25 protein-coding genes are annotated in these 22,840 nt (G+C 60.4%); 22 read left to right on the forward strand and 3 right to left on the reverse strand.

Annotation, left to right across the window (positions count from 1 at the left end; genetic code table 11):
• Positions 1-89: 89 nt before the first annotated feature.
• The 3 genes from EV586_RS01320 to EV586_RS01330 all read right to left on the reverse strand — a co-directional run bounded on the left by EV586_RS01320 (position 90) and on the right by EV586_RS01330 (position 827).
• Positions 90-290, reverse strand: coding sequence for a carboxymuconolactone decarboxylase family protein (locus EV586_RS01320; protein ID WP_132943284.1), 201 nt, complete (start codon positions 288-290; stop codon positions 90-92).
• 72 nt (positions 291-362) lie between these two features.
• Positions 363-548: a carboxymuconolactone decarboxylase family protein gene (locus tag EV586_RS01325; protein ID WP_132943285.1), complete on the reverse strand. Its 186-nt coding sequence runs from the start codon at positions 546-548 to the stop codon at positions 363-365.
• A gap of 75 nt (positions 549-623) precedes the next feature.
• Positions 624-827, reverse strand: a complete 204-nt coding sequence (locus EV586_RS01330; protein WP_132943286.1) for a hypothetical protein — start codon at positions 825-827, stop codon at positions 624-626.
• 148 nt (positions 828-975) lie between these two features.
• On the opposite strand from EV586_RS01330, the gene EV586_RS01335 reads away from it, so the two are divergent.
• From EV586_RS01335 to EV586_RS01440, 22 genes are all read left to right on the forward strand, one after another.
• On the forward strand, positions 976-1,296 hold the full coding sequence (locus EV586_RS01335; RefSeq protein ID WP_132943287.1) for a hypothetical protein: 321 nt from the start codon (positions 976-978) through the stop codon (positions 1,294-1,296).
• 113 nt (positions 1,297-1,409) lie between these two features.
• Positions 1,410-2,486 (forward strand): M42 family metallopeptidase, encoded by a 1,077-nt coding sequence (locus EV586_RS01340; RefSeq protein WP_243652894.1) that lies wholly within the window; start codon positions 1,410-1,412, stop codon positions 2,484-2,486.
• Complete coding sequence (locus EV586_RS01345; RefSeq protein ID WP_132943288.1) at positions 2,468-3,493, forward strand: M42 family metallopeptidase; 1,026 nt, start codon at positions 2,468-2,470, stop codon at positions 3,491-3,493. Before EV586_RS01340 ends, EV586_RS01345 begins: the two co-directional genes overlap by 19 nt.
• Positions 3,490-4,470, forward strand: coding sequence for a M42 family metallopeptidase (locus EV586_RS01350; protein WP_132943289.1), 981 nt, complete (start codon positions 3,490-3,492; stop codon positions 4,468-4,470). The genes EV586_RS01345 and EV586_RS01350 overlap by 4 nt, the downstream gene beginning before the upstream one ends.
• A gap of 121 nt (positions 4,471-4,591) precedes the next feature.
• Complete coding sequence (gene aroC, locus EV586_RS01355) at positions 4,592-5,749, forward strand: chorismate synthase (RefSeq protein ID WP_165898149.1); 1,158 nt, start codon at positions 4,592-4,594, stop codon at positions 5,747-5,749.
• Positions 5,746-6,843, forward strand: a complete 1,098-nt coding sequence (gene aroB / locus EV586_RS01360; protein WP_132943290.1) for a 3-dehydroquinate synthase — start codon at positions 5,746-5,748, stop codon at positions 6,841-6,843. Before aroC ends, aroB begins: the two co-directional genes overlap by 4 nt.
• Positions 6,844-6,847: 4 nt before the next feature.
• Positions 6,848-7,225, forward strand: a complete 378-nt coding sequence (gene aroH, locus EV586_RS01365; protein WP_132943291.1) for a chorismate mutase — start codon at positions 6,848-6,850, stop codon at positions 7,223-7,225.
• Between the two features lie 279 nt (positions 7,226-7,504).
• A complete protein-coding gene (trpD, locus tag EV586_RS01370; RefSeq protein WP_132943292.1) occupies positions 7,505-8,542 on the forward strand; it encodes an anthranilate phosphoribosyltransferase in 1,038 nt (345 codons plus the stop codon).
• Positions 8,543-9,343, forward strand: coding sequence for an indole-3-glycerol phosphate synthase TrpC (gene trpC / locus EV586_RS01375; protein WP_132943293.1), 801 nt, complete (start codon positions 8,543-8,545; stop codon positions 9,341-9,343).
• Positions 9,340-9,963, forward strand: coding sequence for a phosphoribosylanthranilate isomerase (locus tag EV586_RS01380; protein ID WP_132943294.1), 624 nt, complete (start codon positions 9,340-9,342; stop codon positions 9,961-9,963). Before trpC ends, EV586_RS01380 begins: the two co-directional genes overlap by 4 nt.
• Positions 9,960-11,159 carry a tryptophan synthase subunit beta gene (gene trpB, locus EV586_RS01385; protein ID WP_165898150.1) on the forward strand — a complete coding sequence of 400 codons (1,200 nt, stop codon included), beginning with the start codon at positions 9,960-9,962 and terminating at the stop codon, positions 11,157-11,159. Before EV586_RS01380 ends, trpB begins: the two co-directional genes overlap by 4 nt.
• The gene (gene trpA / locus EV586_RS01390) at positions 11,156-11,992 is read left to right on the forward strand and encodes a tryptophan synthase subunit alpha (protein ID WP_132943295.1); all 837 of its coding nucleotides are present in this window, start codon (positions 11,156-11,158) and stop codon (positions 11,990-11,992) included. The genes trpB and trpA overlap by 4 nt, the downstream gene beginning before the upstream one ends.
• A gap of 150 nt (positions 11,993-12,142) precedes the next feature.
• Complete coding sequence (gene aroA, locus EV586_RS01395) at positions 12,143-13,423, forward strand: 3-phosphoshikimate 1-carboxyvinyltransferase (protein ID WP_207893851.1); 1,281 nt, start codon at positions 12,143-12,145, stop codon at positions 13,421-13,423.
• 183 nt (positions 13,424-13,606) lie between these two features.
• Complete coding sequence (locus tag EV586_RS01400; RefSeq protein WP_132943297.1) at positions 13,607-14,143, forward strand: hypothetical protein; 537 nt, start codon at positions 13,607-13,609, stop codon at positions 14,141-14,143.
• A 153-nt stretch (positions 14,144-14,296) separates the two neighbouring features.
• Entirely contained in the window at positions 14,297-15,544 is a 1,248-nt protein-coding gene (gene dinB / locus EV586_RS01405) for a DNA polymerase IV (protein WP_279388247.1), read from the forward strand.
• Between the two features lie 226 nt (positions 15,545-15,770).
• Positions 15,771-16,271, forward strand: coding sequence for a class I SAM-dependent methyltransferase (locus EV586_RS01410; protein WP_132943298.1), 501 nt, complete (start codon positions 15,771-15,773; stop codon positions 16,269-16,271).
• 1 nt (position 16,272) lies between these two features.
• The gene (locus EV586_RS01415) at positions 16,273-16,881 is read left to right on the forward strand and encodes a DedA family protein (protein WP_132943299.1); all 609 of its coding nucleotides are present in this window, start codon (positions 16,273-16,275) and stop codon (positions 16,879-16,881) included.
• Positions 16,860-17,564, forward strand: a complete 705-nt coding sequence (locus EV586_RS01420) for a response regulator transcription factor (protein ID WP_132943300.1) — start codon at positions 16,860-16,862, stop codon at positions 17,562-17,564. Before EV586_RS01415 ends, EV586_RS01420 begins: the two co-directional genes overlap by 22 nt.
• On the forward strand, positions 17,554-19,041 hold the full coding sequence (locus tag EV586_RS01425) for a sensor histidine kinase (RefSeq protein WP_132943301.1): 1,488 nt from the start codon (positions 17,554-17,556) through the stop codon (positions 19,039-19,041). Before EV586_RS01420 ends, EV586_RS01425 begins: the two co-directional genes overlap by 11 nt.
• Before the next feature lie 109 nt (positions 19,042-19,150).
• A complete protein-coding gene (locus tag EV586_RS01430; RefSeq protein WP_132943302.1) occupies positions 19,151-20,518 on the forward strand; it encodes a S8 family serine peptidase in 1,368 nt (455 codons plus the stop codon).
• A gap of 325 nt (positions 20,519-20,843) precedes the next feature.
• Positions 20,844-22,316, forward strand: coding sequence for a tRNA (N6-isopentenyl adenosine(37)-C2)-methylthiotransferase MiaB (miaB, locus tag EV586_RS01435; RefSeq protein ID WP_132943303.1), 1,473 nt, complete (start codon positions 20,844-20,846; stop codon positions 22,314-22,316).
• Positions 22,313-22,735 carry a YlbF/YmcA family competence regulator gene (locus EV586_RS01440; protein ID WP_132943304.1) on the forward strand — a complete coding sequence of 141 codons (423 nt, stop codon included), beginning with the start codon at positions 22,313-22,315 and terminating at the stop codon, positions 22,733-22,735. Before miaB ends, EV586_RS01440 begins: the two co-directional genes overlap by 4 nt.
• The last annotated feature ends 105 nt before the right edge of the window (positions 22,736-22,840 follow it).

Genomic DNA, 22,840 nt, shown 5'->3' on the forward strand with positions numbered 1-22,840 from the left:
GCCCGGGCGGCGAAACGCTGCAAGCGGAACTCTTCCGCATCCGGCTGCAGGCCGTATGGAAGGGTCTGCTCAGCCGAAGCTGCCATCAGTTACTCTCGTTCCAGTTCCATCGCGGTCACATACCAGTTCGCGGCGTTGATCAAGCCGATGTGCATCGTGAGCGCGACCAGTTCATCGTCCGAAAAATGGGCTTTGACGCGCGCCATCATATCGGTCGGCACGACGCCGTGATACGCCATCAGTTGGTCGCAATAGTCCAGCGCCGCCTGTTCCCGCTCGGTCAGCTGCACGGCGGCGGCAGGAGCTTCTAAAATCGCAACGTTACGTTTCTGCTCATCCAGAGCAGCATCGCGGGCGCCTCGTCAGTACTCGCATCCATTATTGGAAGCGATGCGCAGGCGCAGCAGCTCGAACAGCTCCGGATCGTTCAGCGTCGCGGCATTGGCGCCGGACAGCTGCGTGAAGCCGGCGCGCACCGCCGGGTTGTTGGCGAGCGTTTTTTGGAACGGGGTGCCGGAGACGCCAGGCACAAAAGGCAATCGGGTCACGGTGAGTCCCTCCTGTTTGTCAAAAATCTCCATGCTTCTATTTTAGCACAGGAGGGATGCATTGCCTGCTAGATTTTAATGCGCCTTCATCCGCTCCGCCACTTCGATCAACTGCTGCGGTGCGATCATGCCGGTGTCGTAATCGCCTTGGAGCACGCGGTATTGTTCGGCAGCGGATGAACTGCTGTCGACCGGGTCTGTTTCCGGGTAGCCGTATCCTTTTACGAGGAAGCCTTTCGCTTCCAAATAGTTGATTGCTTCTGAAATCGTCATTTTCATGGCAAACACTTCCTTCTCAGGCTGTTTCGGCTAGTATGCGCACGATCTGGCTCTTTTACGCAATTTGACCATCTATTCTGTGATTGATAGAATGAGAGTATGTTTTGAGAGGCACACGCCAATCGAGGGACGAAAGGATGAGCGCATCATGCTGAATTTCTTGTTGATCGCAGCCGTTGTCTATCTGCTTACCACATGGGGAGTTCGTTTGCAGATGCGCGCCCAATTGTTCGGACAATCGCTTGTCGGCTTCTTAGGCTATGCTTGCTCGCTGGCAGCAGGTACAGCTGCCGGTTTGTTTTTGACGCTGTGGGGCATTGGATATGTCGATCCGCTGGCTGGCGTGATGGAGATCAGCGTGGTGTCCACCGTGCTGTCTGTCGGGATCGGGGAATCTTTGCATGCGCGCAGTTCCCGTCTTTCGCTGTCAATGATGGCTCCGCTGCGCTCGAAAGGGTCGAAGCGGTAACACGATCTTGAATATCAACGACGAACGGCGGACAGGATGGTCTGGTCCGTTCTTTTTTTCATGATCGTACGGCTATACTATGGTGTCGGAGTTTGAAAAAAGGGGATGAAATCTTGAGCGAATACAACATCCGCGAAATTATGAAAGGCATGCTGTCCGATTGGGGCATTTCCGGCTATGAAGACCGCATTGCCGTTCGGCTTCGGGAAGCGCTTACGCCGTTTACCGACGACATTCGCATCGATAAAATGGGCAACTTGATTGCCAAGATCGCAGGCAAAGGCACAGCGCCGCGCAAAAGCGTGATGCTCGCTGCGCACATGGATGAGATCGGCCTGATGGTGACCAAGATCGAGCCGAAGGGCTTTCTGCGCGTGACCCGCATCGGCGGCGTCGACCCGCGCACGCAGGTGGCGCAGGAAGTGGTGGTACATACGAAAGACGGCGACTATGTCGGCATCGTCGGCTCCAAGCCGCCGCATCTGACCTCCAAGGAAGAGCGGGATAAGGCGTGGTCGCTGGAGGAGCTGTTCATCGACATCGCGATGCCGGAAGACATGGTGCGCGAAAAAGTCCGCGTCGGCGACCCGGTGACGATCCGCCGCGAGCCGATCGAGCTGCAGAATGACCGCATCGCCGGCAAGTCGCTCGACAACCGCGCTTCGATCGCGTCGGTGCTGGAATGCGTGGCGGAACTGCAGCATCTCGACCACGATGTCGATGTCTATGTGGTGGGTACCGTGCAGGAAGAGCGCGGCCTCGCCGGTGTGGGTCAGGCGACATACGGGTTGCAGCCGGACATCGGGATCGCGATCGACGTGACGTTTGGCGACATGCCGGGCGCGCCGTCCGACGCGACGTTCCCGCTCGGGTCGGGGCCGGCGATCGGCGTCGGACCGAACCTGCATCACAAGATCACCCGGAGCCTGACGGAGACGGCCGAGCGTTTGGAGATGGCTCATTCGTTCGAATTCCTCGAAGACAACACCGGCACCGATGCCTGGGCGATCCAGGTGCAGCGCGAAGGCGTGCCGACCGGTCTCCTGTCGATCCCGCTGCGCTACATGCACACATCGGTGGAGACGGTTCGCTATTCGGATATTCAAGGGGTCGGCAAGCTGCTCGCCCACTATATTGCCGGAATTGACGATGAGTATGTGGAGGGATTGAGTTGCTACTTAAAAGACTGACCGAAGCGATGGGCCCGTCCGGGTACGAACATGAAATTCGGCAAGTGATCTACGAAGAGATCAAAGACTATGCCGACCGCATCTACACTGACGCGATGGGCAACCTGTTTGCGGAAGTGGACGGCACCCGTCCGGGTCCGAAAGTGATGCTCTGCGCGCACATGGACGAAGTGAGCCTGTTCATCACGCAGGTTGAAGAGAACGGCCTGATCAAGTTCCGCCACATCGGCGGGATCGATGACCGCGTGCTGCTCTCCAAGCCGGTGCAGATCGGCGACAACAAGATCTACGGCGTGATCGGCTCCAAGCCGCCGCATCACCAGAAGCCAAACGAGCGCAAGAAGCCGGTCGGCCTCGAACAGCTGCGCATCGACATCGGCGCGACCTCCCGCGAGGAAGCGCTGAAGTACGTGAAGCCGGGCGATGTGGCCGTCTTCGCGACGAAATACGAAGAGATCGGCCACCGCTGCGCCAAGTCGAAGTCGTTCGACGACCGCGTCGGCTGCGCGGTGATGGTCGAGACGATCAAGAAGAAATTTGACATCCCGGTCGTCTATGCGTTTACCGTGCAGGAAGAGATCGGTCTGCGCGGCGCCGGCCCGGCAGCGTACCGCATCGACCCGGACGTGGCGCTGGTGCTGGAAGGCACCTTGGCGTCCGACGTGCCGGATACGGTGGAACACGGGCAGGCGACGATCTCTGGCGCCGGTCCGGCTTTGTCGGTGATGGACGGCTCCTCCGTGCACAACCGCAAGTTCCTGCACGAGATGATCGAAGTGGCAGATGATGCGGGCATTCCGTACCAGATCCGCAAGACGGTCGCAGGCGGCAACGATGCCGGACGGATTCACCTGACCAAGGAAGGGATTCTGGCAGGAGTCATCTCCGTGCCGACCCGTTACATCCATGCTCCGTCGCAGCTGATCTCGCTGGACGACTACGAGCAGACGATCGAGCTGGTGGAAAAGTTTCTCCGCCGCGTGGAGCAAGGGGGTTTTCAAGCATGAAAGAATTGATGGTCACGCTTGCTCAGGCGGCCGGCCCCAGCGGGCAGGAAGAAAACGTGCGTGCGCTGCTCAAAGCGGCGGTCGCACCGTACGCAGATGAAGTGCGCGAAGATGTGGTCGGCAACCTGATCGTCACCAAAAAAGGCACCGGGGCGTCGAAAAAGCATCTGTTGGTCGCCGCACACATGGATGAAGCCGGTCTGATGGCGTTGCATGTGGAAGCGGGCGGCCGCGTGCGCGTGGGCGGCATCGGCGGCCTCGAGCCGGAGGCGATCGTTGGACAGCGCTTCGTCTTTGCCAACGGCACGGTCGGCACCGTTCACGCCGATTCGCAAGAAGACAAAGAGCTGACGATGATCAAGCTCTACCTCGACCTTGGCGTCTCGACCAAGGAGGCGGCGGAGGAACTGGTGCGGGTCGGCGATTCCTGTGCCCGTCTGCAGGAAACCTTGGAGCTCGCGCCGGGCCGTCTGTCCGGCAAGGCGCTCGACAACCGCGTCGGCTGCGCAGCCGCTGTGGAAGTGCTGAAGCGCATCGGCACGCCCGTGCACGACGTGTCGGTCGTGTTCACGGTGCAGCACGGCGTCGGCTCGCGCGGCGTGAAGACGGCAGGTTATGCGCTGAAGCCGGACTTCGCGCTGGTGCTGGACGGCGTCAACACCGAGCATTGCGCGGCGGTGGAACTCGGCCAGGGCCCGGCGATCAAAGTGATCGACCGCCAGGCGATCGTGCCGCCGCGGATCAAGCACTTCCTGATCGAGCAGGCGGAAGCGGCCGGCATCGCATACCAGATGGAAGTGAACCCAGAAGGCACGTCCGACACCGGGGCGCTGTTGCTGACCGAAGACGGCATCCCGTCCGGGGCGCTGTCGATCCCGGTCAAAGTCGAAGCGAACGGCACGGAGACGGTCGAGCTCCACGATGTGGAACTGACTGTGCAGTTGGCCGTCAAAGCGCTGGCCGCCTATTCGCTGTAAACACTTGGAAGGAGAAGCACCCTTGCACTGGGCAAGGGTGCTTTCTCTTGGTATAATATTGCTTACTTGCGTAGTTTTGTTTTCATCACATTGAGCTGAGTTATGAGAGGAGTAGGTGAGTATGTTGAGGTATCTGACGGCCGGGGAATCGCATGGACCTGCACTGACGGCGATCGTGGAAGGGTTGCCGAGCAATCTGCCAATTGATCTGGAGTTTATCAATCATCAGCTGTGGCGTCGCCAGCAAGGGTATGGACGCGGGGGCCGGATGAAGATCGAGTCAGATCGAGTGGAGATCCAAAGCGGGGTGCGTTTTGGCAAGACGATGGGTACGCCTGTCGCGATGATGATTCAGAACAAAGACTGGCGCAACTGGTCGGAGAAGATGGCGATCACAGGGGACGCGCCGGACAGCGTCGTGGAGATCACCAAGCCGCGCCCGGGTCATGCTGACCTGGCAGGTGCGCTGAAATACAATCAGGAAGACATTCGCAACGTCCTGGAGCGGGCCAGCGCCCGCAACACGGCGACGATGGTCGCGGTCGGCTCGGCCGCGCGGCTGTTGCTGCGCCATTTCGGGATCGAAGTGTACGGCCATGTGGTCGAGCTCGGCCCGGTGCGCGTGGACCGGTTGGAAGGAACGATTCCGGAGATCGCCGAGCGCGCCGAAGCGTCCGAAGTGCGCGTCGCCGATCCGGAAGCGGAACGAAAGATCATTGCGGCGATCGACGAGGCGAAAGCGGCCGGCGACACGCTGGGCGGGATCTTTGAGATCATCGTCACCGGCGCGCCGATCGGTCTCGGCTCGTACTCGCATCCCGACCGCAAGCTGGACGGGCGTCTCGCGCAAGCCTTGATGAGCATTCAGGCGATCAAAGGCGTCGAGATCGGCCTCGGCTTCGACGCGGCGCGCACGCCGGGCTCGCAGGTGCACGATGAGATCGGGCACCGCCAAGGCGAGTACCACCGCCGCTCGAACAACGCCGGCGGACTGGAAGGCGGCGTGACCAACGGCCAGCCGGTGATCGTCCGCGCGGCGATGAAGCCGATTCCCACGCTGTACAAGCCGCTGGAGTCGGTCGACATGCGCACGAAAGAGCCGTACCGCGCCACGATCGAGCGCTCTGACGTCTGTGCGGTTCCCGCGGCTGCCGTGGTCGGGGAAGCGATGGTCGCCTGGGTGCTGGGACAAGCCTTTTTGGAAAAATTCGGCGGGGACTCGATCGAAGAGATCGAGCGCAACTATGACAGCTACCTCGCGTTGATCGGTGAACGATGATTCGCGAGCGCGTCGATACGGGGCACACCGCCTATGACATCGTGATCGGCACGGGTCTGCTGGCGCGAACGGGTGAATTTTTGCAAGAGCTGAACGTGAAAGCATCGTCCCGGCACCTGATCATCACCGATACGAACGTGCAGGCGTCCGGGCATCTCGCCCCTGTGCAGGCGGCGTTGGCCGCGGCCGGGTACCGGGCGGAAGTCTTTGTGATCCCGGCCGGGGAAGCATCGAAGCGGCTGGCCTTGGCGGAAGAGGCGTTTGAGTTTGCCTATGATCAGGGCCTCGACCGCCATTCGGTCATCTTGGCGCTCGGCGGCGGCGTAGTCGGCGATTTTGCCGGATTCGTCGCGGCGGCGTACATGCGCGGGATCGACTTCGTGCAGCTGCCGACGACGATGCTCGCCCAGGACAGCGCCGTCGGCGGCAAAGTGGCCGTCAACCTGTCCCGTGCGAAAAACATCATCGGGGCGTTTCACCAGCCGCTCGCGGTGCTGTACGACATCGAGACGCTGCGGACCTTGCCGCTGCGCGAACGGCGCGGCGGATATGCGGAAGCGATCAAGCACGGGATCATCCGCGATGCGGAATTTTTTGCATGGATGAAAGCGCACACCGGAGCGGTCTTGCAAAATGATGAGCGGGCGTTGCCCGAACTGCTGGCCCGCTCCTGCCGGATCAAGGCACAAGTGGTATCGGCCGATGAACGGGAGCAGGGGCTGCGGGCGATCTTGAATTTTGGCCATACGCTCGGCCATGCGGTCGAGACATTGGCCGGCTACGGACAGCTCGGGCATGGCGAAGCGGTGGCGATCGGCATGGTCGCCGCCGCCGAGCTGTCGGTCCGGCTGGGCTATTGTGCGGCCGAGACGGCAGCCGAAGTGGAAGCGATGGTCGAGCTGGCCGGGCTGCCGACGCGGATTCCGCCCGGCCTCGACACCGACGAGCTGATCGCATCGATGCAAAAAGACAAAAAAGCGACCGGCGGCACGCTCACCTTCGTGCTGCTGCGCCGGATCGGCGAAGTGGTGATCGTGAAAGACGTGCCGCACGAGAAGGTGCGGCACGTGATCGCTGCCAGAAGGGAGAGGTGACAACATGACATTGGTCGTGCGCGGGATTCGCGGCGCCATCACCGTGGAACAAAATGATGCCGCGAACATACATCAAGCGACAAGGGAACTGCTGCTGACGATGGTCGAAGAGAATCAGCTGTCGACCGACCTCATCGCGTCCTGTTTCATCACGACGACGCCCGACCTGAATGCCGCGTTTCCGGCCCAGGCCATCCGCGAGATGGCAGGCTGGGACCTGATCCCGCTGATGGGAGCTTTGGAAGTGCAGGTGCCGGGTGCGCCGCCGCTGTGCATCCGCCTGCTCCTGCATGTGAACACCGCCAAGACGCAGGAAGAGATTCAGCACATCTACCTGCGCGATGCGGTCAGGCTGCGGCCCGATTTGCAACAAAAGGGTTGACGGTCTCCTGCGAGCGGTGTATCATGTTAACTAGTTAAGTGAGAGCCAGAGAAGAGTTTTATGGTTTTTAAGCGGGCGTTTTGCACAGGAGTGTGCAGAAGCCAACGAGAGATGAGAACAGCACAGACGAGCAGAGCCGAGACGAGAAGAGTGCATACATACGGGATGGGTCTACCCATTTGCGTACCTTCTTCCTTGTCCCCAACGGTCAGAGCGTCGTGCTCTGGCCTTTTTTATTGTGTTGAGTTGAGAAGAGGCAGATGAGAGGAGCGAGTTCAGATGATCAAACAGGCACTGCAAACGGTGATCGGCGGCGGGACGCTGGACCGGGAATTGGCAGAGGGAACGATGGGGCAGATCATGGCCGGAGAGGCGACCGGGTCGCAGATCGCCGCACTGCTGACGGCGCTGCGCATGCGCGGTGAGACGGTGGAGGAGATCACCGGCTTTGCAGCGGCGATGCGTACGTTCGTCACGCCGGTTGAGTCCGGCTTGAGCGGGCTGGTCGACACCTGCGGAACGGGCGGAGACGGCGCGGAGACGTTTAACATCTCGACCACCGCATCGTTTGTGGCGGCGGCGGCAGGCGTGAAGATCGCCAAGCATGGCAACCGCTCGGTGTCCTCCCGCTCCGGCAGCGCCGATGTGCTGCAGGCGCTGGGCGTGAACATCGACCTGACCCCGGTGCAGGCGTCGCACTGCCTGGAGCAAGTCGGACTCACGTTCCTCTTCGCCCAGCTCTACCACCCGGCGATGAAGCATGCGATCGGACCGCGCCGCGAGTTAGGGTTTCGCACCGTGTTTAACGTGCTCGGACCGCTGACCAACCCGGCCGGCACGAAGCGGCAGGTGATCGGCACGTTTGGCGCCGACCTCGTTGACAAGATGGCCTACGCGCTCGCCGAACTCGGCACGGAACACGCCTTGGTCGTCCACGGTGCCGACGGCCTCGATGAGATCACCGTGACCGGGCCGACCAAGATCGCCGAAGTGCGCGGCGGCCGCGTGGAGCGCGTGTTCACCTTGACCCCGGAAGAAGCGGGCCTTGCGCGCCATGGCATCGACGCGATTCGCGGCGGGGATGCCCAGGAGAACGCGGAGATTCTCCTGCGGATTCTCGAAGGCCAGCAGGGCGGCGGGCGTGACATCGCCGTGATCAACGCGGCGGCGACGTTGTATGTGGCAGGCCGGGCCGCTTCGATCCGGGAAGGCGTCGCGCTGGCGCAGGACGCGATCGACAGCGGGCAGGCGCTGGCGCTTCTGCAGAACTTGGTGAACGTTTCGCAAAGCATGGTACGGGAAAAGGAGCTGGCCTAAATGATTCTGGACAAAATCGTCGCTGTCAAACGCGAAGAAGTCGCGCAGTACGCCCGGTCGTTCGATTCGCAGCAAGTCGCCGCCGAGATCGCAGCCTTGCCTGCGACCCGCGGTTTTGAACGAGCGCTCCGGGAGACGCAGGAGTATATCGCCTTGATCGCCGAGGTGAAAAAAGCCTCTCCGTCCAAAGGGATCATCCGGCCCGACTTCGATCCGGTGACCATCGCAGGTGTGTACGAAGCGGCGGGCGCGAACTGCCTGTCTGTGCTGACCGATGAACAGTTCTTCCAAGGCCATGCCGACTACCTGCGCCGCGTGCGCGCGGCGGTCGATCTGCCGCTCCTGCGCAAAGATTTTATCATCGATGAAAAGCAGATCTATGAAGCGCGCCTGCTCGGAGCTGACTGCATCCTGCTGATCGCGGCGATCCTCTCCACGGCGCAGATGAACGAATACTTGGCGCTGGCCGCCGAGCTTGGCCTCGACGTGCTGACCGAAGTGCATGACGAAGGCGAGCTGGAGCGGGCGCTGGAAGCGGGCGCCGGGCTGCTCGGGGTGAACAATCGCGATTTACGCGACTTCAGCGTCGACCTCGGCACGACGGCCCGCCTTGCCCAGCGGGTGCCGCAAGGGACGCTTCTGGTCAGCGAAAGCGGTATCGTCTCGTTTGACGATGTGCAGCAGGTCAAAGCGGCCGGCGCAGGCGCGATCCTCGTCGGCGAAACGCTGATGCGCGATCGGCACATCACCCCGTCGATCGACAAGCTGCTTGGGCGGGCGCCCACTGAGGTGCAGGCATGACCCGGATCAAAATCTGCGGGCTGAAACTGCACGAGACGATCCGTCATGTCGGCGCGCTGCCGATCGAGTATGTCGGCTTCGTCTTTGCGCCGAGCAAGCGGCAGGTCAGCGCGGAAACGGCTGCCGAGCTGAGCCAACAGCTGCCCGGCTCGGTGCAGCGCGCCGGCGTCTTCGTCAATGAGTCGGCCGCGCAGATCAAACATATCGCCGAAACGGCCGGCCTGCACGTCCTGCAGCTGCACGGCGACGAGTCGCCGGAGTTCTGCCGCGAACTGAAGCGGGACACGGGCCGCCTCGTCTGGAAAGCGTGGGGGGTGTGCGGCGATGAGCGGGATGCCGAACTGCGCCGCTATGCCGGCGTGGTCGATGCCGTGCTGCTCGACAATGAGCGGGGCGGCACCGGAACCGCTTTTTCCTGGGAGCGGATCCCGGAACTGCGCTCCTATCTGAACGGGACGCTGCTGTACGTCGCAGGAGGACTGCACCCGGACAATGTATCCGCATTGATTGAAACCTACCGCCCGGACGGCGTCGATGTCTCGTCCGGCGTAGAGACGGTCGGCGTCAAAGACCCGGACAAAATCACAGCATTCGTGACGAAAGTGAGGGAGCAACGATGAGCACCATTTTCCCAGATCTTAATGGGCGGTTTGGCAAGTTCGGCGGGAAATTCGTCCCGGAGACGCTGATGAACGCGCTCGCGCAGCTGGAAGCTGACTTCAACCACTACAAAAACGACGCGGAGTTCCAAAAGCAGCTCCGCCTTTATCTTCATAAATATTCGGGCCGCCCGACTTCGCTCTATTTTGCGGAGAACCTGACGGCGCACCTCGGCGGCGCGAAGATCTACCTGAAGCGCGAAGACCTCAACCACACCGGCGCGCACAAGATCAACAACTGCCTCGCCCAAGGGCTGCTCGCGAAGATGACCGGCAAACTGCGCGTCATCGCCGAGACGGGCGCCGGACAGCACGGCGTGGCGACGGCGACCGTCTCGGCGCTGCTGGGGCTGAAGTGCACGGTGTTCATGGGCGAAGAGGACATGGAGCGCCAGAAGCTGAACGTGTTCCGGATGCGCCTGATGGGCGCAGAAGTCATCCCGGCCAAATCGGGCACCCGCACCTTGAAGGACGCGACGAATGAAGCGATCCGCCACTGGGTTGAGCATGTGGAAGACACGTTCTACATCATCGGCTCGGTCGTCGGTCCCCACCCGTACCCGATGATGGTGCGCGACTTCCAGCGCATCATCGGCGATGAAGTGCGCGAACAGATCCTGCAGGAAGAAGGGCGTCTGCCGGACACGATCATCGCTTGCGTCGGCGGCGGCTCGAATGCGATGGGCATCTTCTATCCGTTCCTGCAGGACGAAACGGTGCGGCTGATCGGCGTGGAGGCGGCAGGCGAAGGTGTGGACACCGAGCGTCACGCGGCGACGATCACCAAAGGCCGCTCCGGGATCATCCACGGCTCTTTGACCTACCTGCTGCAGGACGAGCATGGTCAGATCCAGCCGGCGCACTCGATCTCCGCCGGCCTTGACTACCCGGGCATCGGGCCGGAGCACGCGCATCTCGCCGACACCGGTCGGGCGACGTACCTGCCGATCACCGACGGGGAAGCGCTCGATGCGTTCCAGCTCTTGTCCCGCGTCGAAGGCATCATCCCGGCGCTGGAGTCGTCACATGCGATCGCGCAGACGGTCAAACTGGCTCCGGAGCTGCCCAAGGACCACCTCATCGTCGTCTCGCTGTCGGGACGCGGTGACAAAGATGTGCACCAAGTCGCAGAGATGCTGGGAGGGAGCTTCGCATGACCCGCATTGCAGACACGTTTAAGCGGCTGAGCGAAACGGGCGAGAAGGCGTTTATGCCGTTCCTGACGGCAGGCGACCCGAACCTCGAGATCACCGCCGAACTGATCATCGAACTGGACAAAATCGGAGCTGACATCATCGAGATCGGCATCCCGTACAGCGACCCCCTCGCCGACGGGCCGACGATCCAAGCTGGCTCCCTGCGCGCGCTGCAAGGCGGCACGCGGATGCCCGACGTGTTTGAGCTGGTGCGCCGCGTGCGCCCGCAGGTCAGAGCGTCGCTCGTCTTGTTCACCTACGCCAACCCCGTGTTTCAGTGGGGTGTGCACGAGTTCTTCCAAACGGCGCAGCAAGCTGGCGCGAACGGCGTGATCATCCCCGACTTGCCGCTCGAAGAAAGCGCAGAGGCGCTGGCGGCAGGACTCGCGACCGGCGTCGACTTCATCCCCCTCGTGGCGCCGACCTCGCAGGAGCGCATCGCGAAGATCGCGGCACAAGCTCAAGGCTTTATCTACTGTGTCGCCGCGCTTGGCGTGACCGGCGTGCGCGAAGACCTCGATGCCGACCTGTCCGGCTATGTGGCCAGCGTCAAACAGCATACCGCACTCCCCGTAGCGGTCGGCTTTGGCGTCGGCAAGCCGGAACATGCGGCGACCATCGGACAGTTTGCCGACGGCGTGGTCGTCGGCTCCGCGATCGTCAAAAAAGCTGCCGGCATCGCCGAAGCGCTGAACGCAGGCGATGCGGCGCTGGCGGAAGCGAAAAAGCAAGAACTGATCGCATTCGCGGCTTCCCTGAAAGCGCCGCTGTATCCGAGTAAGCAAGAAGCATAACTACAGGAATCTCCCAATTCCCTTCCACCGGAGGCACGGCATGTTCGCCGGCCTCCGGTTGGCATTTTGGGGGACGCTAGAAGCAGGAAGCAGAGCTGTGCAACGAGAAGTTTTTGCCAACGGAACTAGAGGAGGCAGCAGACGATGGACATGGTGATACAACCGGCCGCACAGGTGCAGGGCGAAGTGCGGGTGCCGGGCGACAAATCGATTTCGCACCGCGCGGTGATGTTTGGCGCACTGGCGGACGGCGTGACGCAGGTGAGCGGCTTTTTGCCGGGGGCGGACTGCCTGAGCACGGTGGACTGTTTTCGCAAGATGGGCGTGCAGGTGGAGATGCTCTCTGAGACGGAGCTGCGCGTGACCGGCGCCGGCCTTGACGGGCTGCAGGAGCCGTCCGACGTGCTCGATGTCGGCAACTCCGGCACGACCGCCCGCCTGATGCTCGGCATCCTGGCCGGGCAGCCGTTTCACAGCACGGTGACGGGAGACGCGTCGATCCGCCGCCGCCCGATGGGGCGTGTGACCGGGCCGCTGCGCGAGATGGGGGCAGCGATCGACGGGCGCGAGGACGGCCGCCTGGCGCCGCTGTCGATGCGCGGCGGCAACCTGCGCGGGATCAAGTACGACTCGCCGGTCGGCAGCGCGCAGGTCAAATCGGCGGTGCTGCTCGCCGGGCTGTTTGCGGCAGGCACGACGGGAGTCAAAGAGCCGGAGCAGTCCCGCGACCACACGGAGCGGATGCTGCGGGCGTTTGGCGTGCCGGTGACCGAACAGGACGGCTACATCACGGTACAGGGCGGCTCCCGCTTGACAGCGGCGGAGATCGAGGTGCCGGGCGACATCTCCTCGGCCGCTTTTCTGCTGGTCGCGGCGGCGATCCTGCCCGGCTCCGACCTGCTGATCCGCGGCGTCGGCATCAACCCGACGCGCACGGGCATCCTCGACGTGCTGCGCGAGATGGGGGCGCAGATCGACGTGCACAACGAGCGCATCTCCGGAGACGAGCCGATCGCCGACCTGCGCGTCAGAGGCGGTGCGCTGACAGGCGTCACCGTGCGCGGTGCGGTCATTCCGCGGCTGATCGACGAGATTCCGGTGCTCGCCGTCGCCGCCACGCAAGCGGAAGGCGTGACGGAGATCCGCGACGCCAAGGAGTTGAAAGTCAAAGAGTCGAACCGCATCGCCACCACCGCCGCCGAGCTGCGCAAGTTTGGCGCCGAGGTGGAAGAGCTGGAAGACGGACTGCGCATCACCGGGCGCACCAAGCTGCGAGGCGGCGCGGTGATCGAGACCTACCACGACCACCGCATCGCGATGGCGATGGCTGTGGCGGCGCTGGCGGCGGACGGTCCGGCGACCATCCGCGACTGGGAAGCGGTCGATGTCTCCTTTCCAGGATTTGCCCAACTAGTGCAAAATATCAGATAATTCCTTGACACGCGATCCGGTCGTGGAGTATGATATTTCCAAGAAGCTTAAGTTCTGGTTTCTCTCCACTCCTATCATAGTTTGCCTGCTCCGGCGCGGAGCAGGCCTCTTTTTTTATTTCTGCGTCTTTTGTGGCCAAGTTCTGAATAGAATGAACTTGAACAAGCGCAAGGGGGCTTTCGCGTGAGGAGTCTAAACCTTTTTTATCACACGGTTACCGCTCAGGTTGTGATCGTCCTGTTTATTTCGATAAAAATCCTGCTGGTGCCGTACTTGATTTGGCATTTCTTCGGCGCATCGTCCGGGGCGATGGTCGTGCTCGACGTTTCGACGATCGTGCTCGGCACGCTGCTGGCCTTGTCGATGGGGATGGTCGGTTACTACCAGGCGCGGCATTTTGACCGCGGCAAGATGCTGTCCCAGTCCTTGTGGTACATGCTGTGCGTGCATGGCCCGGCCGGGCTGTTCCTGCTGTACAAATGGGTCGTCGGCGCGGCGTGGGACACCCATCTGCTCCTGTTTCTCTCCGGGTGGCTGTCGATGTTCTCTCACCCGATGAACCTGGTCGGCTTCTACGGGCAATGGGTAGATGGCGTGGCGTTGCTGGCGATGGCCGGCTGCTACCTGCTGGGCGTGTTCGTCTTGGCTGACGAGCAGCGCCATGAAAAAGCGGAAAAGATGGACTTCCAGCACCTGCGCGTCAAAGGGCGTCTGAAATGACGGTTTGTTAAATTGCTGTGAAATTATATATCAATCTCACTGTACCACCTCAGGGGAGGTGGTACATTTTTTGTTTGCATAACGAACTGATGTTCGCATATACTATAGCTAAATACAGGAACGTATGTTCTTAAATTTAGTGGCGGTGATATTGTGAAAGGGTACGATTTAACAGACAAACGGCAGATCTTATTGGTCGACATGAACTCGTTTTACGCCAGTGTCGAGCAGGCGCAGAATCCGGAGCTGCGCGGCAAGCCGGTCGTGATCTGCGGCGACCCGGAGCGGCGCAGCGGCATCGTGCTGGCGGCGAGCAGAGAGGCGAAGAAGTTTGGCATCAAGACGGTCGATCCCTTGTGGATGGTGCAGCAAAAATGCCCGCAGGCGGTGATCGTGCGCCCGCGGATGGAGACGTACGTGGAAGTGTCGCTGCGGATCATGGAGATCGCGCAGCGCTTTACGCCGCAGGTGGAAGTGTTTTCGATCGACGAGATCTTCCTCGACGTGACGGGGACGGAGAAGCTGTGGGGCGGCCCGTGGGAAGCGGCGCGCCAGTTCCGCCGCCTCGTGCAGGAGGAGACGGGCGTGGTCTGCTCGGCGGGCATCGGCTACAACAAGCTGGTCGCCAAGGTCTGCTGTGACACCAAGGCCAAGAAGTCTCCGGAAGGCATCTGGGAGTGGAAGCCGCAGGACATCGCCCGCGAGATGCACCAGCTGCCGGTGCGCGAGCTGTTTGGCGTCGGTTCGCGGATGGAGCGCCATTTTCACTCGCGGGGGATCGTGACGATCGGCGACCTCGCCGCCTACCCGCTGCATTTATTGAAAAAGCGCTTCGGGATCATGGGCGAAGTGTACCACCTCTCCGCCAACGGCATCGACTATTCGCCGGTGACGCCGAACACGTTTCGCCAAGATATGAAAAGCGTCGGGCACATGATGACCCTGCCTCGCGACTACGAGCAGCCGGAAGAGGTGGAAGTGGTGCTGCTCGAGCTCTGTGAAGATGTCTGCCGCCGCCTGCGCCGGATGGGGCGCAACGGGCGGACGGTGCACATGCACTGCGGCTATACCGGGCTGATCGGCGGTTTCTCGAAGCAGGTGTCCCTGCCCTTTTCCACCAACATCACCCGCGAAGTGTACGAGACGGCCTGCAAGATCTTCCGGGAAAAATGGAACGGCACGGCGGTGCGCTCCGTCGGGCTCTCCGTGGAGAACTTGAGCGATGACCACGAACAGCAGCTCGACCTTTTTCACGACCGCGAGCGCGAACGGCGCCTCGCCTATACGATCGACAGCATCAAAGACCGCTTCGGCAACACCGCGCTGATGCGCGCCACTTCGCTGACCCGAGCGGGGCAGGCGTTTGAACGGGCCGGGAAGATCGGCGGACATTACCGATAGCACAAACGAGAGCAGCGTGCGGCAAGGGCACGCTGCTCTTTATTTTTTCTTAAGAAATTTTGTACTGGCGTCCTAAGATTTTTCGAGTACAATGAGAACAACACGATGAATCCGACAAAGGAGAGTGGAAAACTTGGAATACCAACATCTCACACAAACGAGACGTTCTGATATATTTGTTTTTCTTGCGAAATTCTTGACTTCCCCGAAGCAGGTGGGCTCGGTGATGCCTTCTTCGCGCTACCTGACGCGCAAGATGATGGCGCCGGTCGACTGGAGCCGGGTGCGCGGTGTCGCCGAGCTCGGCGCAGGCACGGGCGTATTTACGCGGGAGATCGGACGCCGACTGCATCCGGATGCTCAGGCGGTAGTCTTTGAAGCGGACGCCGCCATGCGCCGCCGCTTGCAGGCGGAGTGCCCTGATTTGCACTATTGGGGAGATGCGACCGAACTGACCCCTGCGCTGAAACAGTTCGGGATCGGGCAGCTCGACGTCGTCTTTTCAGGGTTGCCGTTTGCCAACTTCGAGCAGGACTTGCGTGACAAGCTGCTCAGCGAAGTGGTCGACAGCTTGCAGCCGGGCGGCCTGTTCATCGCCTTTCAATATTCGCTGCAGATGAAAAAACAGCTCGAAGAGCGCTTTGCCAGCGTCAAAATCGGCTTTGTGCCGATGAACGTGCCGCCGGCGTTTGTGTACATCTGCCAAAAGCAGGAGGACGCATGGTAAAATGAGCGTGGACATCTTATTGGGCTATATTGAGCAATACGGCTATTTTGCCCTCTTTTTTGCCTTGTGGCTGGGCATCGTCGGGCTGCCGATCCCCGATGAGAGCGTCGTGATGACCGGCGGCTTCGTCGCATCGGCCGGACTTTTGCACACGGTGCCAGCCTTCTTGCTGACGTACCTGGGCGTCGTGTCCGGCCTGTCGCTCGGCTATCTGATCGGATGGCGGGCGGGCGCCCCGATCCTCGAGAAGATCGGAGCCAAGCCCAAAGGCACGAAGCATCTGGCCTGCGCAAAGACGCTGCTCGAGCGCTACGGTCCGGCCGCGCTGTGCATTTCCTATCTGCTGCCGGTCGTGCGCCACATCGTACCCTATCTGGTCGGCACGAACAAGATGAGCTTTGGACGCTATGCGCTGTATTCCTACACGAGCGGGCTGGTCTGGACGGTGCTGTATTTTGCGCTCGGCTACCTGTTTGGCGGTTCGATCGAAGCGATTGCCGCTGCTGTGACGAGCTATGGGATGTATGCGCTGTACACCTTGCTTGGCGCCGGGGCGATCTTGTTGGCCGTGCGGAGGAGGAGAGTTTTTTGGAAAAAGAACGCATCTTGATCGTCGATGATGAAAAGGAGATTCGCGACCTGATCGAGATCTATTTGAAAAATGAAGGCTATCGCGTGCTGCAGGCGGAGAATGGCGCAGAGGCCTTAGCGCTGCTGGAGGAGACGGCTGTCGATCTGATCATCCTCGACATCATGATGCCGCAGTTGGACGGCTTGACGTTTACCTTGCAGGTGCGGGAGAAACAGGACATGCCGATCATCATGCTGTCGGCGAAAACACAGGACATGGACAAAATTCACGGGCTCTCGACCGGCGCGGACGATTATATGACCAAGCCGTTCAACCCGATGGAGCTGATCGCGCGGGTCAAGTCGCAACTGCGGCGCATGCAGCGCCTGAACAAAGCGGTCGCCGTGCCGGTCGCAGCGGATGTGATCGAGATTGACGACCTGCAGATCAACACGGTGACGCATGAAGTGCGCATCGGCGGGACGGAGGTGCGGTTGACGCCGACCGAGTTTGACATCCTCGCGCTGCTCGCCCGCAACCGCGGCAAAGTGTTCAGCGCCGAACACATCTACGAAAGCGTCTGGCAGGAGCAGTATTACCGCTCCGGCGACAACACGGTGATGGTGCACATCCGCAAGATCCGCGAGAAGATCGAAGAGAACAGCCGCAAGCCGAAGTACATCAAAACGGTGTGGGGAGTGGGATATAAAATTGAGACGTAGACTGTCCGCCCTGTACCGGAACATCCTCACCAACGTCAAGACCTCGCTGCGCACGCAGCTGATGCTGACCTTCCTCGTCTGTCTCGGGCTGGCCGCCATCGCCGGAATGGCAACCACGGTGTTTTTGGAAGATACGTTCGCCACGCCTCATGAGGAGATCGACAGCGGACTGGATATCCTGGAGATCGACACGCAGCATCTGGCCGAAGAGGTGGAACTGATCGCGGAGCGGCACCTGGATGATGAAGTGCTCCGAAAAGAGGAGATCCAGCGCGCGTTGGACAACGGCGAACAGAGCACGTCCGGGCAGACAGCCAATTTTCGCATCATCGACGAGGCTGGCAAGGTGCTGCTGAAGTCGACCAGCGCGCAATGGGCGCCGGTGGACCTGCAGTACCTGCTGCGCACTTCGATGGAGCTGCGCGCCGATCGCCGGGCGAACCGGCTCGGCTCCAGCCAGCACTATGTGTTGGCCGCTCCAATGGAGTATGAAGGGCGGGATGCCTACATGATCTGTGAGGGCATTCCCAGCACGCGCGTGTACTATGTGCAGGACTTTTCGATGATCGGATCGGTCGCGTTTCTGGTCGCCTTCCTGATCCTGTTTTACATGATCACCAAGCGCAAGACGGGCTACATCGAAGAACTGGCACACGGGCTGCAGGTGATCTCCAAAGGCCAGCTCGACCATCGGGTGCAGCAAAAAGGGGAGGACGAGCTCGGGACGTTGGCGCAGTCGATCAACCACATGGCGCAGGAACTGCAGACGAAGATCGAAGCGGAGCGGGAAGCGGAACGGGCGAGAAATGAGCTGATCACCTCCGTCTCGCACGATCTGCGCACACCGCTGACCTCGATCATCGGCTACCTGCGCCTCCTCAACGACGACCGCGCGAAGACGCCGGAGGAGATGCGCGACTACCTGCGCGTGGCGTTTGGGAAATCGGAGCAGTTGCAGCGGCTGGTGGAAGACCTGTTCGATTACACGACGCTGAGCCATCATGACGTGCGCTTACACACTCAGCGCGTTTCGTTAAATGAAATGATCGAGCAGATTGCAGAAGAATATGTGCCGCTGATGGAAGAGAGCGGACTGCAGCTGCAAAAAGAGCTGCCGCCCCGCGAGCTGTTTGCCGAGGTCGACCCGGAGACTTGGTTCCGGGTCTTCGAAAATCTGCTCAGCAATGCGATCAAATACAGCCACCAGCCGAGCACCGTCATCCTGCGGCTCAAACAGCGCGAAGGCGGGGCAGTGATCCTCTTGGAAAACGAAAGCGATGCCATCCCGAAAGAGCAGCTGGAGCGCCTGTTTGAACGCTTTTACCGCGTTGAGGCTTCCCGTTCCACGAAAAGCGGCGGGTCGGGTCTCGGGCTTGCGATCGCCAAGAGCATCGTCGAGCTGCACGGTGGAAACATTTGGGCGACCAGCAGCGGAAATTCCATCCAATTTCAGATTTGGCTGCCTTTAGCAAAATAATTTTCAGTTTTCCGATAATATATATTGCAACCCCTCTGATGTTTTAGTATGATTAATCTCAAATGGGGCAAGAGATTATATCTAACTTTTATAAGGGGGTCTTTCCCAAATGAAAAAAAGTTCCGCACTGATGCTCGCACTTGCACTTGGCATGACCACCGTCACCGGCCTGACTGTTGACGGCGGCCAAGCACAAGCACAAGCTGGCGAACAGAAATTCCTCGTTGTCTTCAAACAAGACAGCGGTCTTCCGGCAGGCTATGAGTCTGTGATTGCAAACGCCGGCGGCTCTGTGAAGAAAGCGATTCCAAAACTCGGCGCAGTGCAAGTCACTTCGACCAACCCGGACTTCAAGAGCAACATCGAAAAATCCAACCTCGTGATGAACGCAGGCATTGAAAATACGATCTACCCGGAAACGGTAGAAGGCGAGTCCTTCGAAATGCTGTCCGGTACCGATGCAGTAGACACCGGCAAAGCAGACCTGTACAACCGTTACGGCTGGGATATCAAGCAAGTGACCAACGACGGCGCAGCTTGGAACTTGCCGGGCGGCACCGGCAAATCGGTTGACGGCAAAGACATCGTAATTGCTGTCGTCGACACCGGGATCGACTACACCCACCCGGACCTGAAGAAAAACTACCTGTACGGCAAGTCTTTCGTACCGGGCGTCACCGACCCGAGAGATGATGCGGGCCACGGCACGCACGTTGCAGGTTCCATCGCAGGCGTTGGCCGTATCATGGGCGTTGGTCCGGACCTGAAAGTGGCAGCTTACCGCGTATTCGGCCCGACCGGCGGCGCGCAGACTTCTGACATCGCCAACGCGCTGATGACGGCAGCAGATGACAACGTAGACGTAGTCAACATGTCGCTCGGCGGCTACGACTGGCTGCAAGATCCGGAATACGCAACGAAAGACGTGGTGGCAGACGTTCGCCTGTTCAACCGCGCGATCCAATACGCGATCAAAGGCGGCGTAACCGTTGTCGGCTCCGCAGGCAACAACAACTTCGACCTGTCTTCGCCGGGCAAGCTGTCCAAGGAGCTCGGCTACAACGGTGCGACGCACCGCAGCCCGTCCTCTCAGACCCTGATCCGCGTGGCGGCAAACGGCTTTGAGCTGAACCGCACCTACTACTCCAACTACGGCGTAGGCAAGATCGACGTCACCGCTCCGGGCGGCGACTACGGCACCGCTTGGCTGGAAACCCGCGATCCGGCGCTGCGCAACGGCAACCTGCGCGCTCTGTCCACCGTTCCGGGCGGCTATGCTTGGTACATGGGCACCTCGATGGCAGCTCCGAAAACCGCAGCTCTGGCTGGTCTGATCATCGCCAAGCACGGTAAAGACAAGCTGTCCCCGCAACAAGTCAAGAGCATCATCCAACGTACGGCGATCGACATCAACAAGCCGGGCTACGACGGCGAATCCGGCTTCGGCCTGATCAACGCGGTCAACGCGCTGAAATAGTATTGATGTAAACTGACGGAAAAGAGTCTCCTCATCGGGGACTCTTTTTTGCGTGGAGTGGAAAAATGTACAGGTTGTGCAAAAGCTATGTATAAGTTAACATCATGCTAACCACAACAAATCCAACGTACTCCTTCTGATTGGCATTTGCCCTGTGGCCTCGAGCAAATTGAACGGAACTCTGCGGATGACTCATGACCTTCCGCAGGGGAAAAGACCCGCCCTGGCTAGGCGGGTCTTTTTTATGCTTATTTATTCACTGTATTTCCCCGATCATTTTCGATATAATGGCAGATAGTTAAGGAGTAAGAGAAAGGGGATTCAGATGAGCGTAAAGAACGAAGGTTTCATTCAAATAGATGACCTCGACCAGCATGCTGCCGATATTCACCGCCCGACGATCGCGGAGCGTCAGCGCGTTGATTACCGCGAGCTCGCCAAGGAAGTGGGACGGCTCGGCGCAGGGAAGACCTACTTCATCCGCACGCACGGCTGCCAGATGAACGAACATGATACTGAGATCATGTCCGGGATGCTGGAAGAGATGGGCTATACCCAGGCGCGCGAGATGTACGACGCCGATTTTATCCTCTATAACACCTGTGCCGTTCGCGAAAATGCGGAGGACAAAGTGTGGGGCAACCTCGGCACGCTGAAGCCGATGAAAGCGAAGAACCCGAACCTGATCATCGGCCTCTGCGGCTGCATGGCGCAGGAAGAGGTCGTGCGCGAGCGCATCCGCACCACGCACCCGCATGTCGACATCGTGTTCGGCACGCACAACATCCATGTGCTGCCCGGCCTGATCGAAGAGGCGCACCACAGCAAAGAGACGATCTTTGACGTGTGGGATGCCGCGCATGACGGCACGATCGAAAATCTGCCGAAAGTCCGCAAAGACGATGTGCGCGCCTGGGTCAACATTCAGTATGGCTGCAACAAGTTCTGCACCTACTGCATCGTGCCGTTCACCCGCGGCGAAGAGCGCTCGCGCCTGCCACAGGACGTGATCGAAGAGATCGAGCAGTTGGCGGCGGAAGGCTACAAGGAGATCACCTTGCTCGGCCAAAACGTCAACGACTACGGCATCGACCTCGAAGGCGTCGATTTTGCCGATCTGCTCGAGATGGCGGCACAGGTAGAGGGAATTGAACGCATCCGCTTCACCACGTCCAACCCTTGGAACTTCACCGACAAGCTGATCGACACGATCGCTCGCCACAAGAAGATCCCGAACTACATCCATCTCCCGGTGCAGTCCGGCTCGTCGCAGGTGCTGCGCCGCATGAAGCGCGGCTATACCCGTGAGGAATACCTCGATCTGGTCAGCCGCATCAAGACACGCATCCCGGATGTGGCGCTGACCACCGACATCATCGTCGGCTTCCCGGGCGAGACGGAAGAGCAGTTCCTGGAAACGGTCTCGCTGATCGAGCAGGTGCGCTATGAAGGCGCCTACACGTTTGTCTACTCGCCGCGCGCCGGCACTCCGGCGACCCGCCTGCCGGACGATGTGTCGGAAGAGGACAAGAAAAAGCGCCTCTACCGCCTGAACGAAGTGCAGGACAAGATATCGCTTGAGCAGAATCAAAAGCTCGTCGGCCTTGTGCTGGAAGTGCTGGTCGAAGGCGAATCGAAGACCAACGCGGACGTGCTGCAGGCGCGCACCGAGTCGAACAAGCTGGTGCACATCGAAGGCGCCAAAGAATTGATCGGGCAGATGATCCATGTCAAAGTCACCGAAGCCAAGACCTGGTACTTGCGCGGTGAAGTTCTGCCACAGGGGGTATCCGTATGAGCAACGCACTCGCCGCACATCCCGTGCTCGCCGAGCGCGCTGAACAGATCGGCGCGATGGTGACGCGGTCGCTGGAGATGTCCATTTTTAAACAAGCGGAGCGCGACTTGCAAGAGAGCGGGGAAGCGCAAAGCCTGATCGCCGAACTGCAGCAGAAGCAGGCGGCTGGCGCTGAGGTCGACGCCGTGCTCGACCGCCTGGAAGGGCTCGATGTCGTCCGCCACTTCTCAGCCGCCCAGCAAGGGCTGTCCGAAGTGATCGAGCATGTGACGAAGATTCTGACCGCGACCTTGTCCGGTCGCCTCGACATCGTGCTCGAACAGGAAGGCGGCTGCTGCTCGTCCTGCCCGTCGACCGGCTGCGACGGCGTGTCCGGCTCGGCCGGCTGCACCGGCAGCGCGTCGTCCTGCTCGGCGTAAGTCGGGATAACATGCTGCTTTTTACAGAAAAAGTCTGGTTTCTCAAGAGAGGAATCGGACTTTTTTGTTTGAATAAGGTTAAGGACAACCGGGACGAATTTTGAT

Origin of the sequence: Tumebacillus sp. BK434 (assembly GCF_004340785.1) — a bacterium.
Taxonomy (GTDB): domain Bacteria; phylum Bacillota; class Bacilli; order Tumebacillales; family Tumebacillaceae; genus Tumebacillus_A.